Source organism: Cypionkella psychrotolerans (genome assembly GCF_001294535.1).
GTDB lineage: Bacteria > Pseudomonadota > Alphaproteobacteria > Rhodobacterales > Rhodobacteraceae > Cypionkella > Cypionkella psychrotolerans.
Map to the genome: position 1 here is coordinate 21,721 of NZ_LGIC01000020.1, position 17,967 is coordinate 39,687.

General features: G+C 58.9%; 18 protein-coding genes and 1 pseudogene. 11 read left to right on the forward strand and 8 right to left on the reverse strand.

Annotated elements, in window-relative coordinates:
- Positions 1-78: 78 nt before the first annotated feature.
- The 9 genes from AKV04_RS04595 to AKV04_RS26960 all read left to right on the forward strand — a co-directional run bounded on the left by AKV04_RS04595 (position 79) and on the right by AKV04_RS26960 (position 7,430).
- A complete protein-coding gene (locus AKV04_RS04595) occupies positions 79-621 on the forward strand; it encodes a L,D-transpeptidase (protein ID WP_235815540.1) in 543 nt (180 codons plus the stop codon).
- Positions 622-935: 314 nt separating this feature from the next.
- Complete coding sequence (locus tag AKV04_RS04600) at positions 936-1,391, forward strand: c-type cytochrome (protein WP_082351517.1); 456 nt, start codon at positions 936-938, stop codon at positions 1,389-1,391.
- Between the two features lie 463 nt (positions 1,392-1,854).
- A complete protein-coding gene (locus AKV04_RS04605; protein ID WP_162232834.1) occupies positions 1,855-2,424 on the forward strand; it encodes a cytochrome c in 570 nt (189 codons plus the stop codon).
- Between the two features lies 1 nt (position 2,425).
- Entirely contained in the window at positions 2,426-3,403 is a 978-nt protein-coding gene (locus tag AKV04_RS04610; RefSeq protein WP_054005300.1) for a c-type cytochrome, read from the forward strand.
- A complete protein-coding gene (locus AKV04_RS04615; RefSeq protein ID WP_054005301.1) occupies positions 3,400-3,828 on the forward strand; it encodes a hypothetical protein in 429 nt (142 codons plus the stop codon). The genes AKV04_RS04610 and AKV04_RS04615 overlap by 4 nt, the downstream gene beginning before the upstream one ends.
- On the forward strand, positions 3,794-4,294 hold the full coding sequence (locus AKV04_RS04620) for a hypothetical protein (RefSeq protein WP_156317362.1): 501 nt from the start codon (positions 3,794-3,796) through the stop codon (positions 4,292-4,294). The genes AKV04_RS04615 and AKV04_RS04620 overlap by 35 nt, the downstream gene beginning before the upstream one ends.
- Positions 4,294-6,234, forward strand: a complete 1,941-nt coding sequence (gene mrdA, locus AKV04_RS04625; RefSeq protein WP_054005303.1) for a penicillin-binding protein 2 — start codon at positions 4,294-4,296, stop codon at positions 6,232-6,234. The genes AKV04_RS04620 and mrdA overlap by 1 nt, the downstream gene beginning before the upstream one ends.
- Positions 6,235-6,381: 147 nt before the next feature.
- Positions 6,382-6,669: an HdeA/HdeB family chaperone gene (locus tag AKV04_RS04630; protein ID WP_156317363.1), complete on the forward strand. Its 288-nt coding sequence runs from the start codon at positions 6,382-6,384 to the stop codon at positions 6,667-6,669.
- A 524-nt stretch (positions 6,670-7,193) separates the two neighbouring features.
- Positions 7,194-7,430, forward strand: a complete 237-nt coding sequence (locus AKV04_RS26960) for an ATP-binding protein (RefSeq protein ID WP_235815543.1) — start codon at positions 7,194-7,196, stop codon at positions 7,428-7,430.
- Here AKV04_RS26960 and AKV04_RS04640 read toward each other — a convergent pair.
- The 4 genes from AKV04_RS04640 to AKV04_RS04655 all read right to left on the reverse strand — a co-directional run bounded on the left by AKV04_RS04640 (position 7,372) and on the right by AKV04_RS04655 (position 11,837).
- Positions 7,372-7,914 (reverse strand): hypothetical protein, encoded by a 543-nt coding sequence (locus AKV04_RS04640; protein WP_156317364.1) that lies wholly within the window; start codon positions 7,912-7,914, stop codon positions 7,372-7,374. The genes AKV04_RS26960 and AKV04_RS04640 overlap by 59 nt on opposite strands.
- 76 nt (positions 7,915-7,990) lie before the next feature.
- The gene (locus AKV04_RS04645; RefSeq protein ID WP_054005307.1) at positions 7,991-8,833 is read right to left on the reverse strand and encodes a sterol desaturase family protein; all 843 of its coding nucleotides are present in this window, start codon (positions 8,831-8,833) and stop codon (positions 7,991-7,993) included.
- Positions 8,834-8,918: 85 nt separating this feature from the next.
- Positions 8,919-9,350 carry a Cu(I)-responsive transcriptional regulator gene (cueR, locus tag AKV04_RS04650; protein WP_054005308.1) on the reverse strand — a complete coding sequence of 144 codons (432 nt, stop codon included), beginning with the start codon at positions 9,348-9,350 and terminating at the stop codon, positions 8,919-8,921.
- Between the two features lie 12 nt (positions 9,351-9,362).
- Positions 9,363-11,837: a heavy metal translocating P-type ATPase gene (locus AKV04_RS04655; protein WP_054005309.1), complete on the reverse strand. Its 2,475-nt coding sequence runs from the start codon at positions 11,835-11,837 to the stop codon at positions 9,363-9,365.
- A gap of 168 nt (positions 11,838-12,005) precedes the next feature.
- Here AKV04_RS04655 and AKV04_RS04660 point away from each other — a divergent pair, with 168 nt between their 5' ends.
- Together AKV04_RS04660 and copM are read left to right on the forward strand one after the other, a co-directional pair.
- Positions 12,006-12,194: a heavy-metal-associated domain-containing protein gene (locus AKV04_RS04660; protein ID WP_054005310.1), complete on the forward strand. Its 189-nt coding sequence runs from the start codon at positions 12,006-12,008 to the stop codon at positions 12,192-12,194.
- Between the two features lie 134 nt (positions 12,195-12,328).
- Positions 12,329-12,625 (forward strand): CopM family metallochaperone, encoded by a 297-nt coding sequence (gene copM, locus AKV04_RS04665; RefSeq protein ID WP_235815544.1) that lies wholly within the window; start codon positions 12,329-12,331, stop codon positions 12,623-12,625.
- A gap of 66 nt (positions 12,626-12,691) precedes the next feature.
- Here the strand turns inward: copM and AKV04_RS04670 are convergent, their stop codons facing one another.
- The 4 genes and pseudogenes from AKV04_RS04670 to AKV04_RS04685 form a co-directional block, all read right to left on the reverse strand.
- On the reverse strand, positions 12,692-13,741 hold the full coding sequence (locus tag AKV04_RS04670; protein ID WP_054005311.1) for a class I fructose-bisphosphate aldolase: 1,050 nt from the start codon (positions 13,739-13,741) through the stop codon (positions 12,692-12,694).
- Positions 13,738-16,106: pseudogene (locus AKV04_RS04675) on the reverse strand (phosphoketolase family protein). The gene AKV04_RS04670 and the pseudogene AKV04_RS04675 overlap by 4 nt, the downstream one beginning before the upstream one ends.
- On the reverse strand, positions 16,103-17,314 hold the full coding sequence (locus tag AKV04_RS04680) for an acetate/propionate family kinase (RefSeq protein ID WP_054005312.1): 1,212 nt from the start codon (positions 17,312-17,314) through the stop codon (positions 16,103-16,105). Before AKV04_RS04680 ends, AKV04_RS04675 begins: the two are co-directional and overlap by 4 nt.
- On the reverse strand, positions 17,301-17,945 hold the full coding sequence (locus AKV04_RS04685) for an HAD family hydrolase (RefSeq protein ID WP_054005313.1): 645 nt from the start codon (positions 17,943-17,945) through the stop codon (positions 17,301-17,303). The genes AKV04_RS04680 and AKV04_RS04685 overlap by 14 nt, the downstream gene beginning before the upstream one ends.
- Positions 17,946-17,967 lie beyond the last annotated feature (22 nt).

Consider the following 17,967-nt stretch of genomic DNA (forward strand, 5'->3'; position numbering starts at 1 on the left):
GCGTGGCTTCAGGGGTAAGACGGCGACATGACAGACAGTTCAAGCAATCGGCGGGCGTTTCTTGGGTCTCTGGCGGCAATGACCACGTTGTTTGCGGGTTCTGCTTTTGCGCATGAAGAGGCACCGTTCGATTTGCCCGTCGAATACCTGCCCACTTTGATTGACATGCAGGTCACGCTATTGCCGGGCATGATTCATGTCTTTCCCAACCAGTTTCGGCTTTACCTGACCTTGCCGGACAATCAGGCCCTTCGCTTTACGGTTGGGGTGGGGCGTCCCGGCCTTTATCATGCAGGGCAGTTCTCAGTCGGGGCAAAGCGTGAATGGCCCAGTTGGAAGCCCACGCCGCAGATGATCGCCCGAAATCCCGACGCTTATGCCCGCTTTGCGGACGGGATGCCGGGCGGCGTTAATAATCCGCTGGGCGCGAGGGCGCTGTATCTGTTTAATGATGCAGGGTACGACACGGCCTTACGCATCCATGGCACCAACAAACCCAGAACGATCGGAACTGCAGTATCGAACGGTTGCGCCCGCCTGACAAACGACCACATCACGGACCTTTATGATCGCGTGGCTGTGGGCGCGCGGGTTTTCCTGTACGAACAAACTGAGGTCTAGCTGCCGCTGCCACGCGACACTCACGAAAAATTCAGATGTTTTCTCTTGTGGTTTCAGCGCGGAAAGTGGAACCAAGTAAAAAAGAAAGGGTTTGTCAGGCTAGCAAATGGCATCAAAGCAAACTCGGTGACGTTTTCTTGTGTGTGTGTGCTAGCGACCGGGTCCGGCTCGTTGATATTGACCACTTTCGCGCAATAAGTGGGCCAGGGCGTCGTGCACAACAATATTTCAGAACTGTTTGGCTTTGCAAAGCTCGGCATGCAAGTGAGGCAGATCTGAGCAGGCAAAATGACCCTGAACGGGCGAAGGCAAGCATGAAGATCACAAGAACCTCGTCATTCGTTTTGGTCACCATCATTATCGGGGTGTTGGCTTGGGGCTTCACCCGACCATCATCTGCCCCGGTTTTAGTGCAAGCATCTGAAACTGTGTCTGCCACGACGGGAGCAGCGCTTGTCGATGTTAAGCTGCCTGCAGCACTTTCGGCAGAGGCCGCCACTGGCAAGACATATTATGAGGCCGTCTGCGCGTCATGCCACGGCGCGAATGCGGCAGGGCAGGACGGAATAGCTCCACCGCTGATCCACCCGCTTTACGTCTCGTCGCATCATGGCGATGCAGCCTTTGTGGTCGCAGCGCGCAATGGTGTACGTCAGCATCACTGGTCGTTCGGAAGCATGCCGCAGATACAGCAGCGGTTGACGGACGGCGAATTAAACGCGATCATCTTGTATATCCGGGAACTTCAACGCGAGAACGGCATTCTTTGATGGCTCTGGCATTAAATATCAGCTGCATTTTACGGCGATTTGGGTGCGCGATCTCGATTTGCCTGTTGATGCTGGCCGTTCTTACGCAGCAAGAGGTGGTGTCGGCGGCCCATGCCAATATTGGCCCTGCGGTGGTGATGATGACCGCAGCGCAAACACAGTATGGCTGTCATGCGACACCTGCCTGTGCCGCATTCGTGGCACCCGCCGAAACGTCTCTGAATGACCACAAGCAGCTTCAATCCCTGCGTTTTTTTAATACAGACACAACCCGACTGATCCAGTCTGGACCGTCATCGGATACCCCCCCACCCCGAGTCTGACGCTGACAGCAATGGGCAGAAAGCCCGCAGAGCAGCAATCAGACAGGTGAAGAATGTTCAAAAATACGGTTTTGGGCGCGGTGGTATTGTCCGCGTTGGGTGCAGTTGCGGCCGCACATAATGGTGCCACCGGCCTCGTGATGGAACGCATGATGGGGATGTCAGCGATGAAAACGCTCATGGCCGATCTTGCCCCGATGATGCAGGGCAATGTGCCCTATGACGGAATAGCTGTGCAGGAAGCGGCTTTTGCATTGCAGGGACACGCGGGTGAAACGCTGACCGGGCTATTCCCGCAGGACGATATCCCGAAAGCCTCTTATGCCAAGCGGGAAATCTGGACGGATTGGGAGCGGTTTGCCGCCCTGTCTGAGGAGCTGCGGCTGTATTCCGAAGGGCTCTCCATTGCGGCGGCTAACGGCCTGGATGCGCCTGTACCCGCTCCGGTGGTGGCAACTAACAATGCCACAGCGATGCCCGGCATGGATCACACCGCCATGCAGATGCCTGCTGAACCAGAAGGGTTCACGGTTTCCGAATTGATGGGCATCACATCACGTGCTGCGGTATCGCCTGGGACGATCGCAGGTGCAGCCACAGAAACCCGGCCACCTGGTGTAGACTTTGCTGCGATGGCAGCCGACGACGTGTTCGAGCGGATCAGCCAGACTTGCGCGTCCTGTCACGCTCAATTCCGCCGCGGTAACTGACATGAGGGGTCTGATCCGAACCAACTTCGCTATCCTCGCCACAAGTCTTGCGGTGATTGGTGTAATCGCAATATGGCCGATAGCGGAGCCGACGCATATCGGCATGCTGGCGGGCGACGCCTATCGCGGGGCCTATCTTGCGCGGTCGTCGGGCTGCATCGCCTGCCATACCAACTCGGCTGCGGCGGGTGCTGCACTTGCCGGAGGGGCACCTCTTGATACGCCCTTTGGCAGCTTCGTGCCGCCCAACATCACCCCCGACCTTGCGGGTGGCATAGGCTACTGGACGCTGGATCAGTTCGCGGTGGCCCTGCGCCAAGGGGTGCGCCCGGATGGCAAGGCCTACTACCCGGCGTTCCCGTATGAGTTTTATGCCGATATGTCCGATCAGGACGTGGCGGATCTGTGGGCGGCCTTGCAGACCGTGCCGCCGATTGCCGAGCCTGCCGCCGCGCATGACGTATCCTTTCCGTTCAACATGCGGTGGGGACTGAAGATATGGCGTGCAGCCCTTATGACGCCTGCCGCTATTTCGCCGGTGCTGGGCCAATCCGTGGCCTGGAACCGGGGGCAGCAACTGGTCACCGGTGCCGCGCATTGTGCTGCCTGTCATACGGGCCGCAATATCGTGGGTGGGCTGAAAGCAAGTGAAATGCTGGCTGGAAATGACAAATTGCCGGGTGGCAGTGTAGCCCCGCCGATCCTGGCAGTAGCGCTTGTTGCCAAAGGCTGGACGGTGGCGAACATGGCCTATGCCCTGCGCACTGGGGTGATGCCGGACGGCGATGTGCTTGGCGGCAGCATGGCTGAAGTGGTGCAGTACAGCACGTCCTACATGGACGATGCCGACCGTGAAGCCATCGCGACCTTTCTTCTGACAATCGACGGACAGGTGCCCAAAGATGTTGCGCGCGAAACACCCATAGCAGACGCCGGGATGACTGGAATGGCCCACTCTTCGGGGATGGTCATGGAATGATTGCCAAAATCACATCAGCCCTTATCGGCATCCCACTGCTTGCACTTTTGGCCGTGCTGGCCTGGGGCGGATTGCGCAGCCCCACCAGCCAAACTGCGCCCGGCAATCAAAGTCAGCCAGCGGCAACATTGTCAGAACAACTGTCCGAGGGCCTGATCGAAGCGCAAGTCTATGTCTTGGGTGATCTGAGCTACCGGATAGACATCCAGTTTTCGCCTGAAGCAACGTCGACCATTCCGGCCAGTATGCCACCCGATGTCATCATGGCAATGGTCTCGATGCACATGGATGGATTCGATCCCCCGCTCGAACTGTTGGGCGCAGGCATGTGGCGCACGCAAGGAAAGTTACCAATGGCAGGGGACTGGATCCTAAATGTTGGATACGGCGATGACTTTGCCGAAGCTACTTTCAATGTTGAATGAGGTTGCAACCATGCACAAAAAACACCTCCCCCACGACCTTCTGTCAAACTTCAGGCTGAGCACCGGCTTTCTGGTGGGTCTGCTGACCTTTATTGCGACAGGCACGATTACAGCTGTCTGGGCCAACCCGCTTTTCACCAGGATGACTGCCATCGGCTGGTGGGAATTGCCTGCCCTTGTCATCGTGGCCTTATTGGCCGGGATTTTTGCAGCAATTCGTACGCCTGCCTGTAGTACAAAAGAAGTGAGCCTCGGCGGTCTTGCCTCTTTTCTGGGCATTGCTTGCCCGACTTGCAACAAGATCTTGATGCTGATTTTCGGCGGCGAGGCGTTGTTGCGCTGGTTTGACCCGGTGCGACCTGCGGTAACTGTCATCGGAATGGGGTTGTTGGTCGTTGCAATCTGGTCGGAATGGCAAAAGCGTCATCTGTCTGTCCCGACCGCATACCTAGCGGGAGATATGTGATGCGGCGTTCTGGAAAAGACCTTGAGGAAAGCCACAAAAAATTGACCCGTCGCGGACTGATGCTGGGCGGAGCACAGGCGGCTTTCGTCGCGGTTCTGGCGTTGCGGATGCGTCAGCTACAGATGCGCGACGCCGAAAAATATCGAATGTTGGCCGAAGAAAATAGGATTAATTTGCAGCTCATTTCGCCAGCAAGGGGCCGGATCCTTGATCGGTTTGGCACCGTTCTGGCCGACAATGAACCAACCTATCAGATCACCATCACCCGTGAACGTGCGGGCGATATGTCGCTTGTCCTCAAACGTCTGCAATTCATCTTGCCGATCACCGATGAAAAGGTCGCGGATATACTGGCGCAGGCAGAGAAAACCAGTGCGTTCGTACCGATCACCGTGGCGGAACGGGTCTCTTGGGAAAACCTGTCGCGCGTCGCTCTCAACACGCCAAATCTGCCGGGCGTCACCCCAGAAACCATCTTGCGGCGCAGCTATCCGTTCGGGCCGGATTTTGCGCATGTGATCGGCTATGTCGGCAGGGTCAGTGAAGCTGACCTGACCGAGGCGGGCGACCGCGCATCCTTGCTGACTATGCCGGGGTTCAAGATCGGCAAGCTGAGCATCGAACGCGCCTATGAGCCAGAACTGAGGGGGGTTGAGGGCACTTTGGCGGTCGAAGTGAATGCGACAGGCCGTGTCATGCGCACCCTTGAGCGGACCGATCCTTTGCAAGGCGGTGATCTTAATCTCACGCTTGACCATCATTTGCAAAACTTTGCCCTTGCCAGACTGGGTGATCAGAGTGCTGCTGCAGTCGTGATGGATGTGCGCAACGGCGATATTCTGGCCTCGGTCTCCGCACCTTCGTTTGATCCGAACCTGTTTGTCGGGGGCATATTGTCGCGGGACTATGCGGGTTTGCGCGACTCTGAATATCGCCCACTAGCGGACAAAACTGTTCAAGGTGCGTATCCGCCCGGCTCAACCGTGAAAATGTCACTTGCGTTGGCGGCACTGGAAGGTGGCTTCGCAACCGCAGACGATACCGTGTCCTGTCCTGGCTTTGTGACAATTTCCGGCCGCAAGTTTCATTGTTGGAAACGCGGCGGGCATGGCCGGGTGAACCTGCAAGGGGCGCTCCGCGAGTCCTGTGATGTGTTCTTTTATGAAATGGCGCAACGTGTCGGCATAGACGGGCTGAATGCGATGAACGCCCGTTTGGGGCTTGGGATCAAACCTGACTTGCCATTATCGGGTATTTCGGCCGGGCTTAATCCGTCACGCGCCTGGAAGCAGGAGAAACAAAAGGCCGATTGGCTGATCGGCGATACGATCAATGCCTCAATTGGCCAGGGTTTCGTGCTGGCATCCCCGATGCAGCTTGCAGTGATGGTGGCGCGCATTGCCTCGGGGCGTTCTGTGGTGCCGCGATTGGTGCGGCCCACGATCAACACCGATGACACGGTACCCGACAGTCTGGGCCTTTCGCCCGCAGCGCTTGCCTTGGTGCAGCAGGGCATGTTCGACGTGGTGAATTCCGACAAAGGCACTGCGAAAGCCTCACGCATCGTGACCCAAGGTCAGTTGATGGCGGGCAAAACCGGATCCAGTCAAGTGTTCAGTATTTCTGCCGCCGAACGGGCGTCGGGCGTCCGCAGCCAAGCAGAATTGGCGTGGAACCGGCGTGACCATGCGTGGTTCACTGCATTTGCGCCGTTTGATGCGCCCGAAATCGCGGTATCGGTTCTGGTCGAACATGGTGGTGGCGGATCGACAGCGGCCGCCCCCATCGCGCGTGATCTGGTACTGTTCTATCTGAACAAGGGCTTGCCATCGACCGACGCCTACCCGCCCGATCAGCGTGGTCGCATCGGCACCGATCTGGATCGGCTGAGCGCTGTGATCCTGCCACCTGACAGTAGGGATGCCCGTGGCCATGTATAGTCTGCGCAGTGCCGGATTTGCGCATGAAAACAAGCGCTTCGGCATAAAACTGTCAAACCGGGCGCTTAAAATAATTCCCTTCATGGCATAGCCGACAAAGGGGTATGACCCGTTTCAATGTGATGCGGGGTTTAACGAAGGAACGATATGATAAAATCTACCATAGCAATCCTGGCGGCCACCTTGGCAGTCACAGTTTTGGCAACGCCACTTATGGCGCAGGATGCTGGCGATCCGGCCATGATGGCGTGCAAGGATTATCTGACACTGGATGCCGAGGCGATGATGGCAGCCACGGTAGCCTTCAGGGCCGATCCGATGGCTGGATCAATGCTCGGCAATATCACGGATGAAGAGGCAATGAGGAAAATCATGTCTGATTGTAATGCGATGCCCGACATGACCCTGATGGATAGCATGCACATGAACATGTAACCCGTGGTCATTGCTGCGCGGTGTTTGCCGCCGTCAGAGGTGCGGGCAACCACCCAAGCCTTCAACCGAATGCAAAACCGACTGACCCGCTTTGTGACCGAGCGGACCAATATGCTGGCAGCGCCAAGCCGTGATCTGCGATCGTCACTGACCGCGACGTGGCTTCGGATCGAGATGCTGGACGAAACGAAGGACAGTGTCCGACTGAAGGCTTTTGTCGAATCCACGCTGGCGTCTGCCCGTAACGTGGCCAAGACGGAACCTGCATCCAGCGTAGATCTTGCAGCCTTGTTGGGTGATTTGATGGCTGACGTGGGGGGCGACCGCGCGACCCTTACGCCTTCACCGCCCGTGCCAGCCACGGTCCGGTCCCATGCGCTGAACCGCGCCCTACGCAACCTGATCTCGACAACGCGGTGCGCTATGGGGGCGTGGCCCATGTTACCGTGCTTTAAGGACCGAGATGCGCCGTAATAACCGTGTCGGACAAGGGACCGGGATTGCCCGAGGACCAGTTGGAGGCGGTGTTTGAACCCTTTGTGCGGTTGGATTCGTCACAGAACTGCGATACCGGGGGTGCGGGCTTGGCGTTGGCCGTCACCCGCACCATCATTCAGGCGCATGGCGGAACGGTCCAGTTGCGCAACCCAAGCGGCGGAAGGGTTTATCGCCATCGTTCAACTGCCCACCGGCGAGGTCTGATCACGCGGTTCTTGCTGAAAGGCGACGCAGATACCACAGCACCAGCATGGGGACGATGATCCATTGGAGCAGCGGCGAAAGGCCGGTTCCGATTACCGGCAGGCGCGGCATGGACGCATCATAGGCCCAGCGTCCTGCGACTTCAGTGCTGTAAAACTCAAGGGCGACGGTAATGGCGAGACCCGTCGAAAGCCAAGCCGCCGTGGCCCAACGATTTGGCAGGGCAGCCCAATGACGCGTTCCGGTGAAGAAAGACGCTACCCAAAATGCGATCAGCGCGATGACCATATCGCCCAAAGTCGCCTGCAGGCATATCTTGATGCCATCCATATGCGTGGCATCCCGCATGTTGCGAAACAGTGGGGCCTGAAGAAATTCCCATGTGAAATGCATCGGGAAAGACAAGATCAGCAGGTCAAGTTCTGGTGCAACACGCGACTTGGATAGCATCTGCTGTGACCTCTCCCAGATGAAGCTACCGGACAGCATAAGGCGTGGGGGCCGGACCGCAACGGTGTAGCCATTTTTGGAAATGCGCGTCACTCGCCACCGCAAGACAGTGTCAGACGTTCAAAGTCGCGACTGTTGCGCCAGTGTCCAAAGTCTTCTCCTACTTTATCTATTTTGGAACACTCGGCCCCCTTTTCGCTTTTCCCACCGCAATCCCCCGCACGGGCTGAACCAGCATGCGGTCCAGCCAAAGGTCGCGAGGCGTTCGGAACTGTTCGATCCCGATCTCCATCCCCAAATGACCCTGGGCCGGTTGTGCCAGATATGTGCCAAACATCCGGTCCCACCAAGGGACGGAAAACCCGAAATTCGCGTTCGTTTCACGCGGCTCGACCGAGTGGTGGACCCGGTGCATATCGGGGGTGACGAGGAACAGGCGCATCACCCGGTCGACGGTCGGAGGCAGCGCGATGTTGGAATGGTTGAAGATCGAGGCTGCGTTCAAGATCACCTCGAACGCCAGAACCGCAACGGCAGGTGCGCCAATCACCACCACCAGCGCCAGTTTGACCGCCATGGACAAGACAATCTCGACCGGGTGAAAACGCAACCCGGTCGTCGCATCAAACTCCAGATCGGCATGGTGCACCCGGTGCAAAAGCCACAGGCCAGGCACAGCGTGGAAAACGATATGCTGAAGATAGATCGCGAGGTCCAGCATAAGGATCGAGGCGATCACCGCCACCCACAGGGGCAGATCGATCATGTTGAACAATCCCCAGCCATTTGCATCGGCGATGCCCGCCAGACCCACCGCAAGAACCGGCAAGGTCAGCCGCAAGATCGCCGTATCGATCACGACCAAGCTGAGGTTATTCATCCAGCGCAGCACCTTGGGAATTTCCTGACGCCTGCGGGGCGTCGCCACCTCCCACAGCATCATACCGATCAGCACCGCCGGGAAGGCGGTCATACGGATTGTCGGCTCGTGGTTCAGCAGAAAATCAGCCATCTTGGGGATCCGATCCTGAATTTTGGAGGACAGTTTTCACAGTCAAGCAGCGGCTCAGCGTGCGGGTCAAGGCAGAGCGCGTTTCCTATTGCCCAAAGCGGGTCAGCGCGTGGTCCTTGATGCTGTTCGGGCCGCTGCCAAGGTCAACGAGAATGGGGCAATCTGGACGCATGTCGCCACAGCAGGCATCCGCAAGGTGCTGAAGCGTTTCCTTCATCGCCTGCATCTCAATGATTTTTCGCTGAAGCCCCTCGATCTGCTCTTGAGCCAGACGCTTTACATCAGCGCTGTGCCGCGAGCGATCCCGCCACAGCGCCAGCAGTTCCTCGATCTTTTCAACCGGAAAGCCCAGATCGCGCGACCGGCGGATAAAACGCAGCATCTGCACCTCGGTGTCCGAATAGACGCGGTAGCCCACGCCGGTCCGCCCTGCCGTAGGGATCAGGCCGGTCGACTCGTAATAGCGGATCATCTTTGCCGACACGCCGGAGGCTTTGGCCGCTTCACCGATGTTCATGGGTTTAGTCCTTCAGGCTTTTGTGGGGATGTAGCGGCGCAGTCGTAGCGCGTTGCCAAGAACGAACACCGACGACAGCGCCATGGCCCCGGCGGCAAAGACCGGTGACAGCAGGATGCCGAAAGCGGGCCAAAGCGCGCCCGCGGCCACCGGGATCAGGGCTGCGTTATAGGCAAAGGCCCAGAACAGGTTCTGCCGGATGTTGCGCATCGTGGCCTTGGATAGCGCGATAGCGTCTGACACCGCCGTCAGCCGCCCCGACATCAGCACGACATCCGCTGCCTCAATGGCAATATCGGTGCCGGTGCCGACGGCAAGGCCAACATCGGCCGCAGCCAGTGCCGGGGCGTCGTTGATGCCATCGCCGACATAGGCGAGCGCGCCTAGCGCCTGAAGGCGCTTGATCGCCGCGACCTTGCCATCGGGCAGCACCTCGGCCACCACCTCGTCAATGCCAAGCTGGCGGGCGATAGCCTGCGCGGTGCGGGCATTGTCGCCGGTGATCATCGCAGTCTTGAGGTCAAGTGCGTGCAGCGCGCGGATGGCTTGTGGGGTGGTTTCCTTGATCGGGTCCGCCACCGCCAGGATCGCGGCCAATGTGCCGTCGATAGCGGCGTAAAGCGGCGACTTGCCCTCATCTGCCATTCGCACAGCCGCATCGGCAAAGGGTGCCACGTCCATACCCAGCTTTGTCATGTAACGGTCCGCGCCAATCTCGACCCGGCTACCACCTGCCTGCGCCACGACGCCATAGCCGGTCAGCGACGCAAACTCTGTCACCTCGGGCAGCTTCAATCCCTCCTCCTGCGCAGCCGCAACGATGGCGCGGGCAATCGGGTGTTCGGACTTCGCCTCGACCGCCGCAACGGCGGCCAGCACTGGGGCGCGGTCAAAGCCAGGGGCAACGATCAGGTCCGTGAGGCGTGGCTTGCCCTCGGTCAGCGTGCCCGTCTTGTCGAAGGCCACGACGCTTACACTCTGCAAGGCCTGCAGCGCCTCGCCCTTGCGAAACAGCACGCCCAGTTCGGCCCCGCGCCCGGTGCCGACCATTATCGAGGTCGGCGTAGCAAGTCCCATCGCACAGGGGCAGGCGATGATCAGCACGGCCACGGCATTCACCAGACCGAAGGTCAGCGCCGGATCAGGGCCAAAGGTCAGCCAGACGGCGAAGGTCAGCGCAGCCAGCGCCATCACGGCGGGCACGAACCACATCGTCACGCGGTCAACCAACGTCTGGATCGGCAGTTTGCCGCCTTGCGCCGCCTCAACCATGCGGATGATCTGCGCCAGCATCGTGGCCTCGCCCACCGCCGTGGCACGCAAAGTAAAGGCACCCGTCTGATTGACCGTGCCGCCGGTGACGGCGCTGCCTGCTGACTTTTCAACTGGCAGGGGTTCACCCGAGATCATGCTTTCGTCGATCCAGCTTATGCCCGTCGTCACCTCGCCATCGACCGGCACCCGCTCGCCGGGGCGCACCTCGACAAGATCTCGGGGGCGAACATCGGCAATCGGCACCTCAAGGGCTGTGCCGTCGCGGATCACGCGCGCGGTCTTGGCTTGCAGTTTCACCAACCGCTTGATCGCCTCGGACGTGCGGCCCTTGGCGCGCGCCTCCAGAAACCGGCCCAGCAGGATAAGGGTCACGATGACCGCTGCCGCCTCGTAATAGACGTTCACTGTGCCTGCGGGTAGCAGTTCGGGCAAAAAGGTTGCGACCACCGAATAACCATAGGCGGCCAGCGTGCCCACAGCGACCAGGCTGTTCATATCGGGGGCAAGACGGGTCAAAGCTGGAAAACCCTTGGTGTAAAACCGCCGACCGGGGCCGATCAGCGCTGCCGTGGTCAGCGCGAATTGCAGATACCAGCTGTTCTGCATGCCGATGGTGTTCATCACCGCCATATGGATCCATGTGAACAGATGCGACCCCATTTCCAGCAAGAACACCGGCAGCGACAGGGCTGCGGCAATGCACAGATCGCGTTTCAGCGCACCATCCTCGGCGGCCTTGCGGGCGGTCTTTTCGTCAGACACCGCACTGGCCGGGGTTGCCAGCCGGGCATCGTATCCCACGTAGGATATAGCGCGGATCAGAGCCGCTGGATCAGCCGGCCCGATCACATGCGCCCGCTCGGTCGCCAGATTGACGGTTGCACCGGTCACGCCCGGCACCGATTGCAATGCCCGCTCGACGCGCGCCACGCAAGAGGCGCAGGTCATCCCCTCGATCTCCAGATCAACCGGAGGCGAGGCGACATCATAGCCGGTATCTTCGACCGCCTTGACCAACGCGGCTCGGTCGAGCGCCGGCCCGATGATCTCGGCCCGTTCGGTGGCAAGGTTCACGGCGGCCGAGGTCACGCCGGGTACTGCTTTCAGCGCCCGTTCAACCCGCACGACGCAGGAGGCGCAGGTCATGCCCGCGACATCGAGTGTGATGGTCATCACCGGACTTGCGTCGATGTTTTTTAGGGGGGCATTCATCTCGGGTCACCTTGTTCTCGTCCTGTCCTCTTTCCCAGATAGGCCTTCCAATGATGGCAAGGTCAAGAGGTATAATGAAATTCTCCATCACAGCCTTGTGCCCTTGACCTTACAACGGTGGAAAGCCCCATATACCGGAACATGAAGAGGAGCGCGAAGGAGAAACTCATGCAATTCCATATTGAAAACATGACCTGCGGTGGCTGCGTGCGCGGAGTCACAAAGGCCGTCCTGTCGGTCGATCCGACCGCAAAGGTCAAAGCTGATCCTGCGACACACAAGGTTGATGTGACCTCAACTGCCCCGCGCGAACGCCTAGTCGTGGCACTGACAAACGCGGGCTTCACGCCCGCCTGATTGAAAAAAACCCAAGGAGAATAATGATGAAAAAGAAAAACTTGGCGCTTGTTGCGGGTGTATTTGCAATTCTGGGCAGCTTTGCCTATGCGCAAGAGGCGATGAAAGGCATGGCCGGGATGGAGGGCATGGGCATGATGAACCACGCCTCGATGATCCCGCCCGAACTGGCCGACAATCCGGCCGTGGTGGCCTATGCGGCGGCCATGGACAAGATGATGGCCGACATGATGGTGCCCTATACCGGTGATGCCGATGTCGACTTCGTCAAGGGCATGATCCCGCACCACGAAGCAGCAGTTGCGATGGCCAAAGTGCAGCTGGAGTACGGCAAGGATCCCGAGATGCGCAAACTCGCCGAAGCCGTGATCGCTGCACAGGAAACCGAAATCGGACAGATGAACGCTTGGCTCGCCGCTAAGGGCCAGTAGAGCTGATGGCGCGGGCAAGCATTGCTTCGGCCTGCCCGCGTTGTTTTATCCTGCCGGCAGAGCTCATCACGCAAGGGACAACTGTGCCTCGGCGCTGTTACGTTCCATGTTTGCATCGTATTCACCGCGACGCGCAGCTTGATTGCAGATGGCGCGACGATAGAGAGCTTGTTGTGCGGCTTTTATATGGCTGTCTTGACCTTGCCAAATCGCCAAGGCCGGATTCTGAATGGCACGGGCAAACGAAAATGTCAGTTGCCAAGGCAGGCGCGACCTGAATCTGACATTCATTTCATTCAGTCGAGACGACGCCAGTTCGCCAGTTTGCCCGCCCGATAAGAATGCGATTCCCGGAACGGCAGCTGGCACCGAGCGCAAGAGACACCGCACAGTGGCGTCGGCGACCTTTTCTAATGGTTCCTGCGATAGGGCACTTGATCCCGGCAACACCATACTGGGCTTCAGAATCATCCCCTCAAACGAAACTCCTTGGGCGTGGAGGTGATCGAAAACTGTTCGAAGGACGTGGTCGGTTATCTCGAAAGAGCGCTCGATAGAGTGGTTGCCCTGCATCAATACTTCTGGCTCGACGACAGGAACCATCCCTGCCTCCTGGCACAGCGCGGCATATCGGGCCAGGGCATGAGCGTTCGCTTCGATACAGGCGCTGCTCGGCAGGCCCGCGCCGATTGCAAACACTGCGCGCCATTTTGCAAAACGCGCGCCCATGTCCGCATAGTCCGCAAGACGGCTCCGCAACCCGTCCAGCCCTTCAGTGACTTTTTCGCCCGGGTGGCCCGCCAGGTTCATAGCTCCGGTATCAACTTTGATGCCTAAAACTAAGCCCCTTGCGATGATCGCCTCGGCCATGGGAGTGCCGTCAGAGTTGGTCTGGCGGATCGTCTCGTCATAAAGGATCACTCCGCTGATCGCGTCGCCAAGACAGGGCGTGGTCACCAGCAATTCGCGATAGGCGCGCCTAGACTCAATGGTCTGGGGGATTCCCAATTTTGCGAACATTTTGTTGCAGGTCGCGTTGCTTTCATCCATCGCCAAAAGCCCTTTGTCGTCGGCCAAAAGCAGCGCTGCGGTATCAGACAAACCTTGTGTATTCATTGCGAACTGCTCCATTGCCAGTTGCGGATTTCGGGCATGTCTTGGCCATTTCGCTCGATATATGCCTTATGCTCGACCAGCTTGTCGCCCAAGCGCCGTTTCAGATCGGCCCCCTTTTCGCGGTCTGCGGCAAGCGGTCGATCACATCCATCACCAGATGGAAACGATCCAGATCATTCAACACGGTCATGTTGAACGCGGTAGTAATGGTGCCCTCTTCCTTGTAGCCCCTCACGTGAATGTTGCGGTGGTTCGAGCGTCGATAAGTCAACCGGTGAATCAGCCATGGGTAGCCGTGGAAGGCAAAGATCACTGGTTTGTCGGTGGTGAAAAGGTCGTCGAAATCAGCGTCGTTCAGCCCGTGCGGATGCTCTTCGCTGGGTTGCAACCGCATCAGGTCGACCACGTTGACCACTCTGATCCTGATGTCCGGTAGGTGTTCGCGCAGGATAGAAACGGCGGCGAGCGTCTCCAGCGTTGGCACGTCGCCGCAGCATGCCATCACGACGTCTGGGGCCATATCCTGATCGGTGCTGGCCCAGTCCCATCTGCCGATTCCGGCGGAACAGTGCTTATCTGCGGCGTCCATCGTCAGCCATTGCGGCGACGGATGTTTGCCCGCGATCACCACATTGACGTAGTGCCGGCTGCGCAGGCAGTGATCCATGATCGACAGCAGACAGTTGGCATCGGGTGGCAGGTAAATCCGCACAATCTCTGCCTTTTTGTTCATCACAACGTCGATGAATCCGGGATCCTGATGGGTATAGCCGTTATGATCCTGCCGCCAGACATGCGAGGCCAACAGGTAGTTGAGCGAGGCAATCTTGCGCCGCCACGGCAGGTCGGATGTGACTTTTAGCCATTTGGCATGCTGGTTGAACATCGAATCGACGATGTGGACGAACGCCTCATAGCAGTTGAACAAACCGTGCCGGCCGGTCAGCAGATAGCCTTCAAGCCAGCCTTCGCATTGGTGTTCACTGAGCATTTCCATCACCTGTCCGCTGGGTGCTAGAAATTCGTCGTTCGGTTCGATCGAGGTATTCCATTGCCGGTCGGTCACCTCGAACAGGGCTCCGAGGCCATTGGACAGCGTCTCGTCTGGTCCGAACACCCGGAAATTCCGCTGTTCGGTGTTAAGCTTTATAACATCTCGCAAGAACGGCCCCAGCACGCGCGTGTCACCAATGCCGCGCACACCCGGTTCGGGAACATCGACGGCATAGTCGCGGAAATCCGGCATGTGCAGGTCGCGCAATAATTTCCCGCCATTCGCGTGGGGATTGGACCCCATGCGCCGCGTCCCTTTGGGCGCAAGGGCTGCCAGCTCGGGCATCAGGCGGCCCTGTTCATCGAAAAGTTCCTCAGGCCGATAACTCCGTAGCCAGTCTTCCAGCAGCCTCAGGTGCTCGGGCTGCTTGGAAGGATCGGAAAGCGGCACCTGATGCGACCGAAAGGTGCCTTCGATCTGCTTTCCGTCCACCATCTTTGGACCGGTCCAGCCTTTGGGTGAATTGAGCACGATCATCGGCCAGCGCGGACGCTCGGCGATACCGTTGGTCCGGGCGTCCGCCTGGATTTTCCGGATCTGTTCCACGACTGTGTCAAGCGTCATCGCCATCGCCTCGTGCATCAGCGCCGGGTCGTGACCTTCGACGAAATAAGGGGTCCAGCCATAACCGCGCAGCAACTGGTCCAACTCTTCCCGGCTGATGCGGGCAAGGATCGTCGGGTTGGCAATCTTGTATCCGTTCAGATGCAGGATGGGCAGCACAGCGCCATCGGTCACGGGATTGAGGAATTTGTTGGAATGCCACGCAGTGGCCAGCGGGCCTGTCTCGGCCTCGCCGTCGCCGACAACGCAGGCGACGACAAGATCGGGGTTGTCGAACACAGCGCCGAAGGAATGGCTGAGCGAATAACCGAGCTCGCCGCCTTCGTGGATCGATCCGGGGGTTTCAGGCGAAGCATGGCTCGGAATGCCGCCGGGAAATGAAAATTGCAGGAACAGTTTGCGAAGCCCGGCCTCGTCCTGACTGATCTTGGGGTAGATCTCACTGTAAGTGCCCTCGAGATAAGTGCTGCCGACGACAGCCGGGCCGCCGTGGCCGGGGCCTGAAACATAGATCATGTCGAGGTCGTATTTCCCGATGACCCGGTTGAGATGCGTGTAGATGAAATTTTGCCCCGGCGTGGTGCCCCAATGACCTAGCAGCATGTGTTTGATGTCACTGATAACGAGCGGCCGACGCAGCAGCGGGTTGTCGAACAAATAGATCTGGCCGACAGACAGATAATTGGCGGCGCGCCAATAGGCATCCATTCTGTCGAGAAGGTTGGGGGAAAGCGTAGCGGGGTTCATAAGTTGATCCTCCTTTTTTTATCGGGGCCAAGGACAACGCTGACCATCTCGGAGATCATGCGTTCTTCATCGGTGGGAATGACGCGGACCGTGACCGGACTGACCGCTGACGAAATCACGCCTTCATTCGCCGCGTTGCGCTGCTCATCAATCGTCAGGCCAAGAAAGCCCAGCCCGTCGCAAATGCGTCCCCTGATCACGGGAGCGTTGGACCCGACACCGCCCGAAAATACGAGTGTGTCGAGCCCACCAAGTGCCGCCGCGAAACCGCCGATCCATTTCTTGACCTGATAGCAGAAAAGCGCGATGGCCTCGGCGCTGCGGACATCATCGGTCTCGCGGTCCAGCAGATCGCGCATGTCGGAACTGGTTTCGGAAATACCGAGCAGACCGGATTCGAAATTAACCATCCTGGTGAACCGCGCAGCGTCGAACCCCTCGGTGCGAGCCAAATAGCCGAACAATCCGGGATCGAGATCGCCGGAACGTGTGCCCATCGGCACCCCGGCGGTGGGGGTAAAGCTCATGCTGGTGTCCACCGATTTACCGTCCAGAACGGCCGCGAGGCTTGCGCCATTGCCAAGATGCGCCAGGACAACCCGGCCTCTGGCCGCCTTTGTGCCAACCAGTCGGGTCAGTTCACCCATGAGAAACGCGTATGACAGCCCATGAAACCCATAGCGCCGGACACCCTGCGCCTCGAACCGTCTCGGGATCGGCAGGATGCGGGCCACACGGGGTAGCTCATGGTGGAATGCCGTGTCGAAACATGCCACTTGCGGAAGATCTGGAAACTGCCGGGACACCGCCTCGCTCAGGCGTATCTCAAGCGGCAGATGTTCGGGATCGAACGGGCTCAATCGGCGCAGGTCGGCGATCAGATCAGGCGTGATCGTTTCCGGCGCGGAATAAGTCGGGCCACCATGAACGAAACGGTGGCCAACGCCGATCAATCCGTCGCCAGCGCGCAGTTTGATCCACTCAACCGCCACATCTGCGGCTGCCGCGTGGTCCGAAGCAGCGACGGCCCGCGAGATATTGTCTGCCGGGGCAGCCCCGGTCACGCGCAAGGTGGCGTCCGGCAGGCCGATCCGCGCGATCTCGCCCGCCAGAATCCGTTTGCGCGGATCGCGGGCCTCAAACAGCGCGAACTTGATGCTCGAGGATCCGCCATTGAGTGCCAGGACGCAGGGGTCAACGCGAGGCATGAACTGGCCCGTCCTTATGCAACCCAAGCGCGCCAAGTTTTTCGCGGGTCGACGCGGTGTCGGTGTGCAGAATGCCGCGGACCCCCAAACGGTCGGCAATCTCGACAAACATCGCGGTGTTTTCGATAAAGGCGACCTGTGAAGCCGGCGTCTGGGCGATATCCAGGGCCAGCCGGAAAATGTCGACGTCGGGTTTCAGCAGCCGAACGTAGCATGAGGACACGAAGAAATCGACAAACCGTCCCAGCTTGAATTTCCGGATCCGGTAAGAGTTGAGTTCGCGCCCCTCGTTGCTGAGCACACCGACTTTCAGGCCGTAGCGGGCCTTGAGTTGGGTAACCAGATTGATCATATCGGTATAGGGCTTTGAGCGGTCAAACATGAAACGCTGAAATTCGGCCTTGGTGAACGACTGCTTTTTATAGAACACCACCAAATCCAGATATTCCGCCAGCGTCATCTTGCCCAGTTGGTGGGTGTCCCACGTCTTGCCGTGCCGATCCTCCATCTCGGCAAGATCCAGGCCAAAATGCACGGCACCGCTTTGGCGGGAATGACGGTCCCAGCCATCGGTCAGCAGCACCCCGCCGATATCGACAAGCAGGCAGGCGATCACCGGTGTTTTTTGCATCGTCTTCTCATTTCTACAGGCC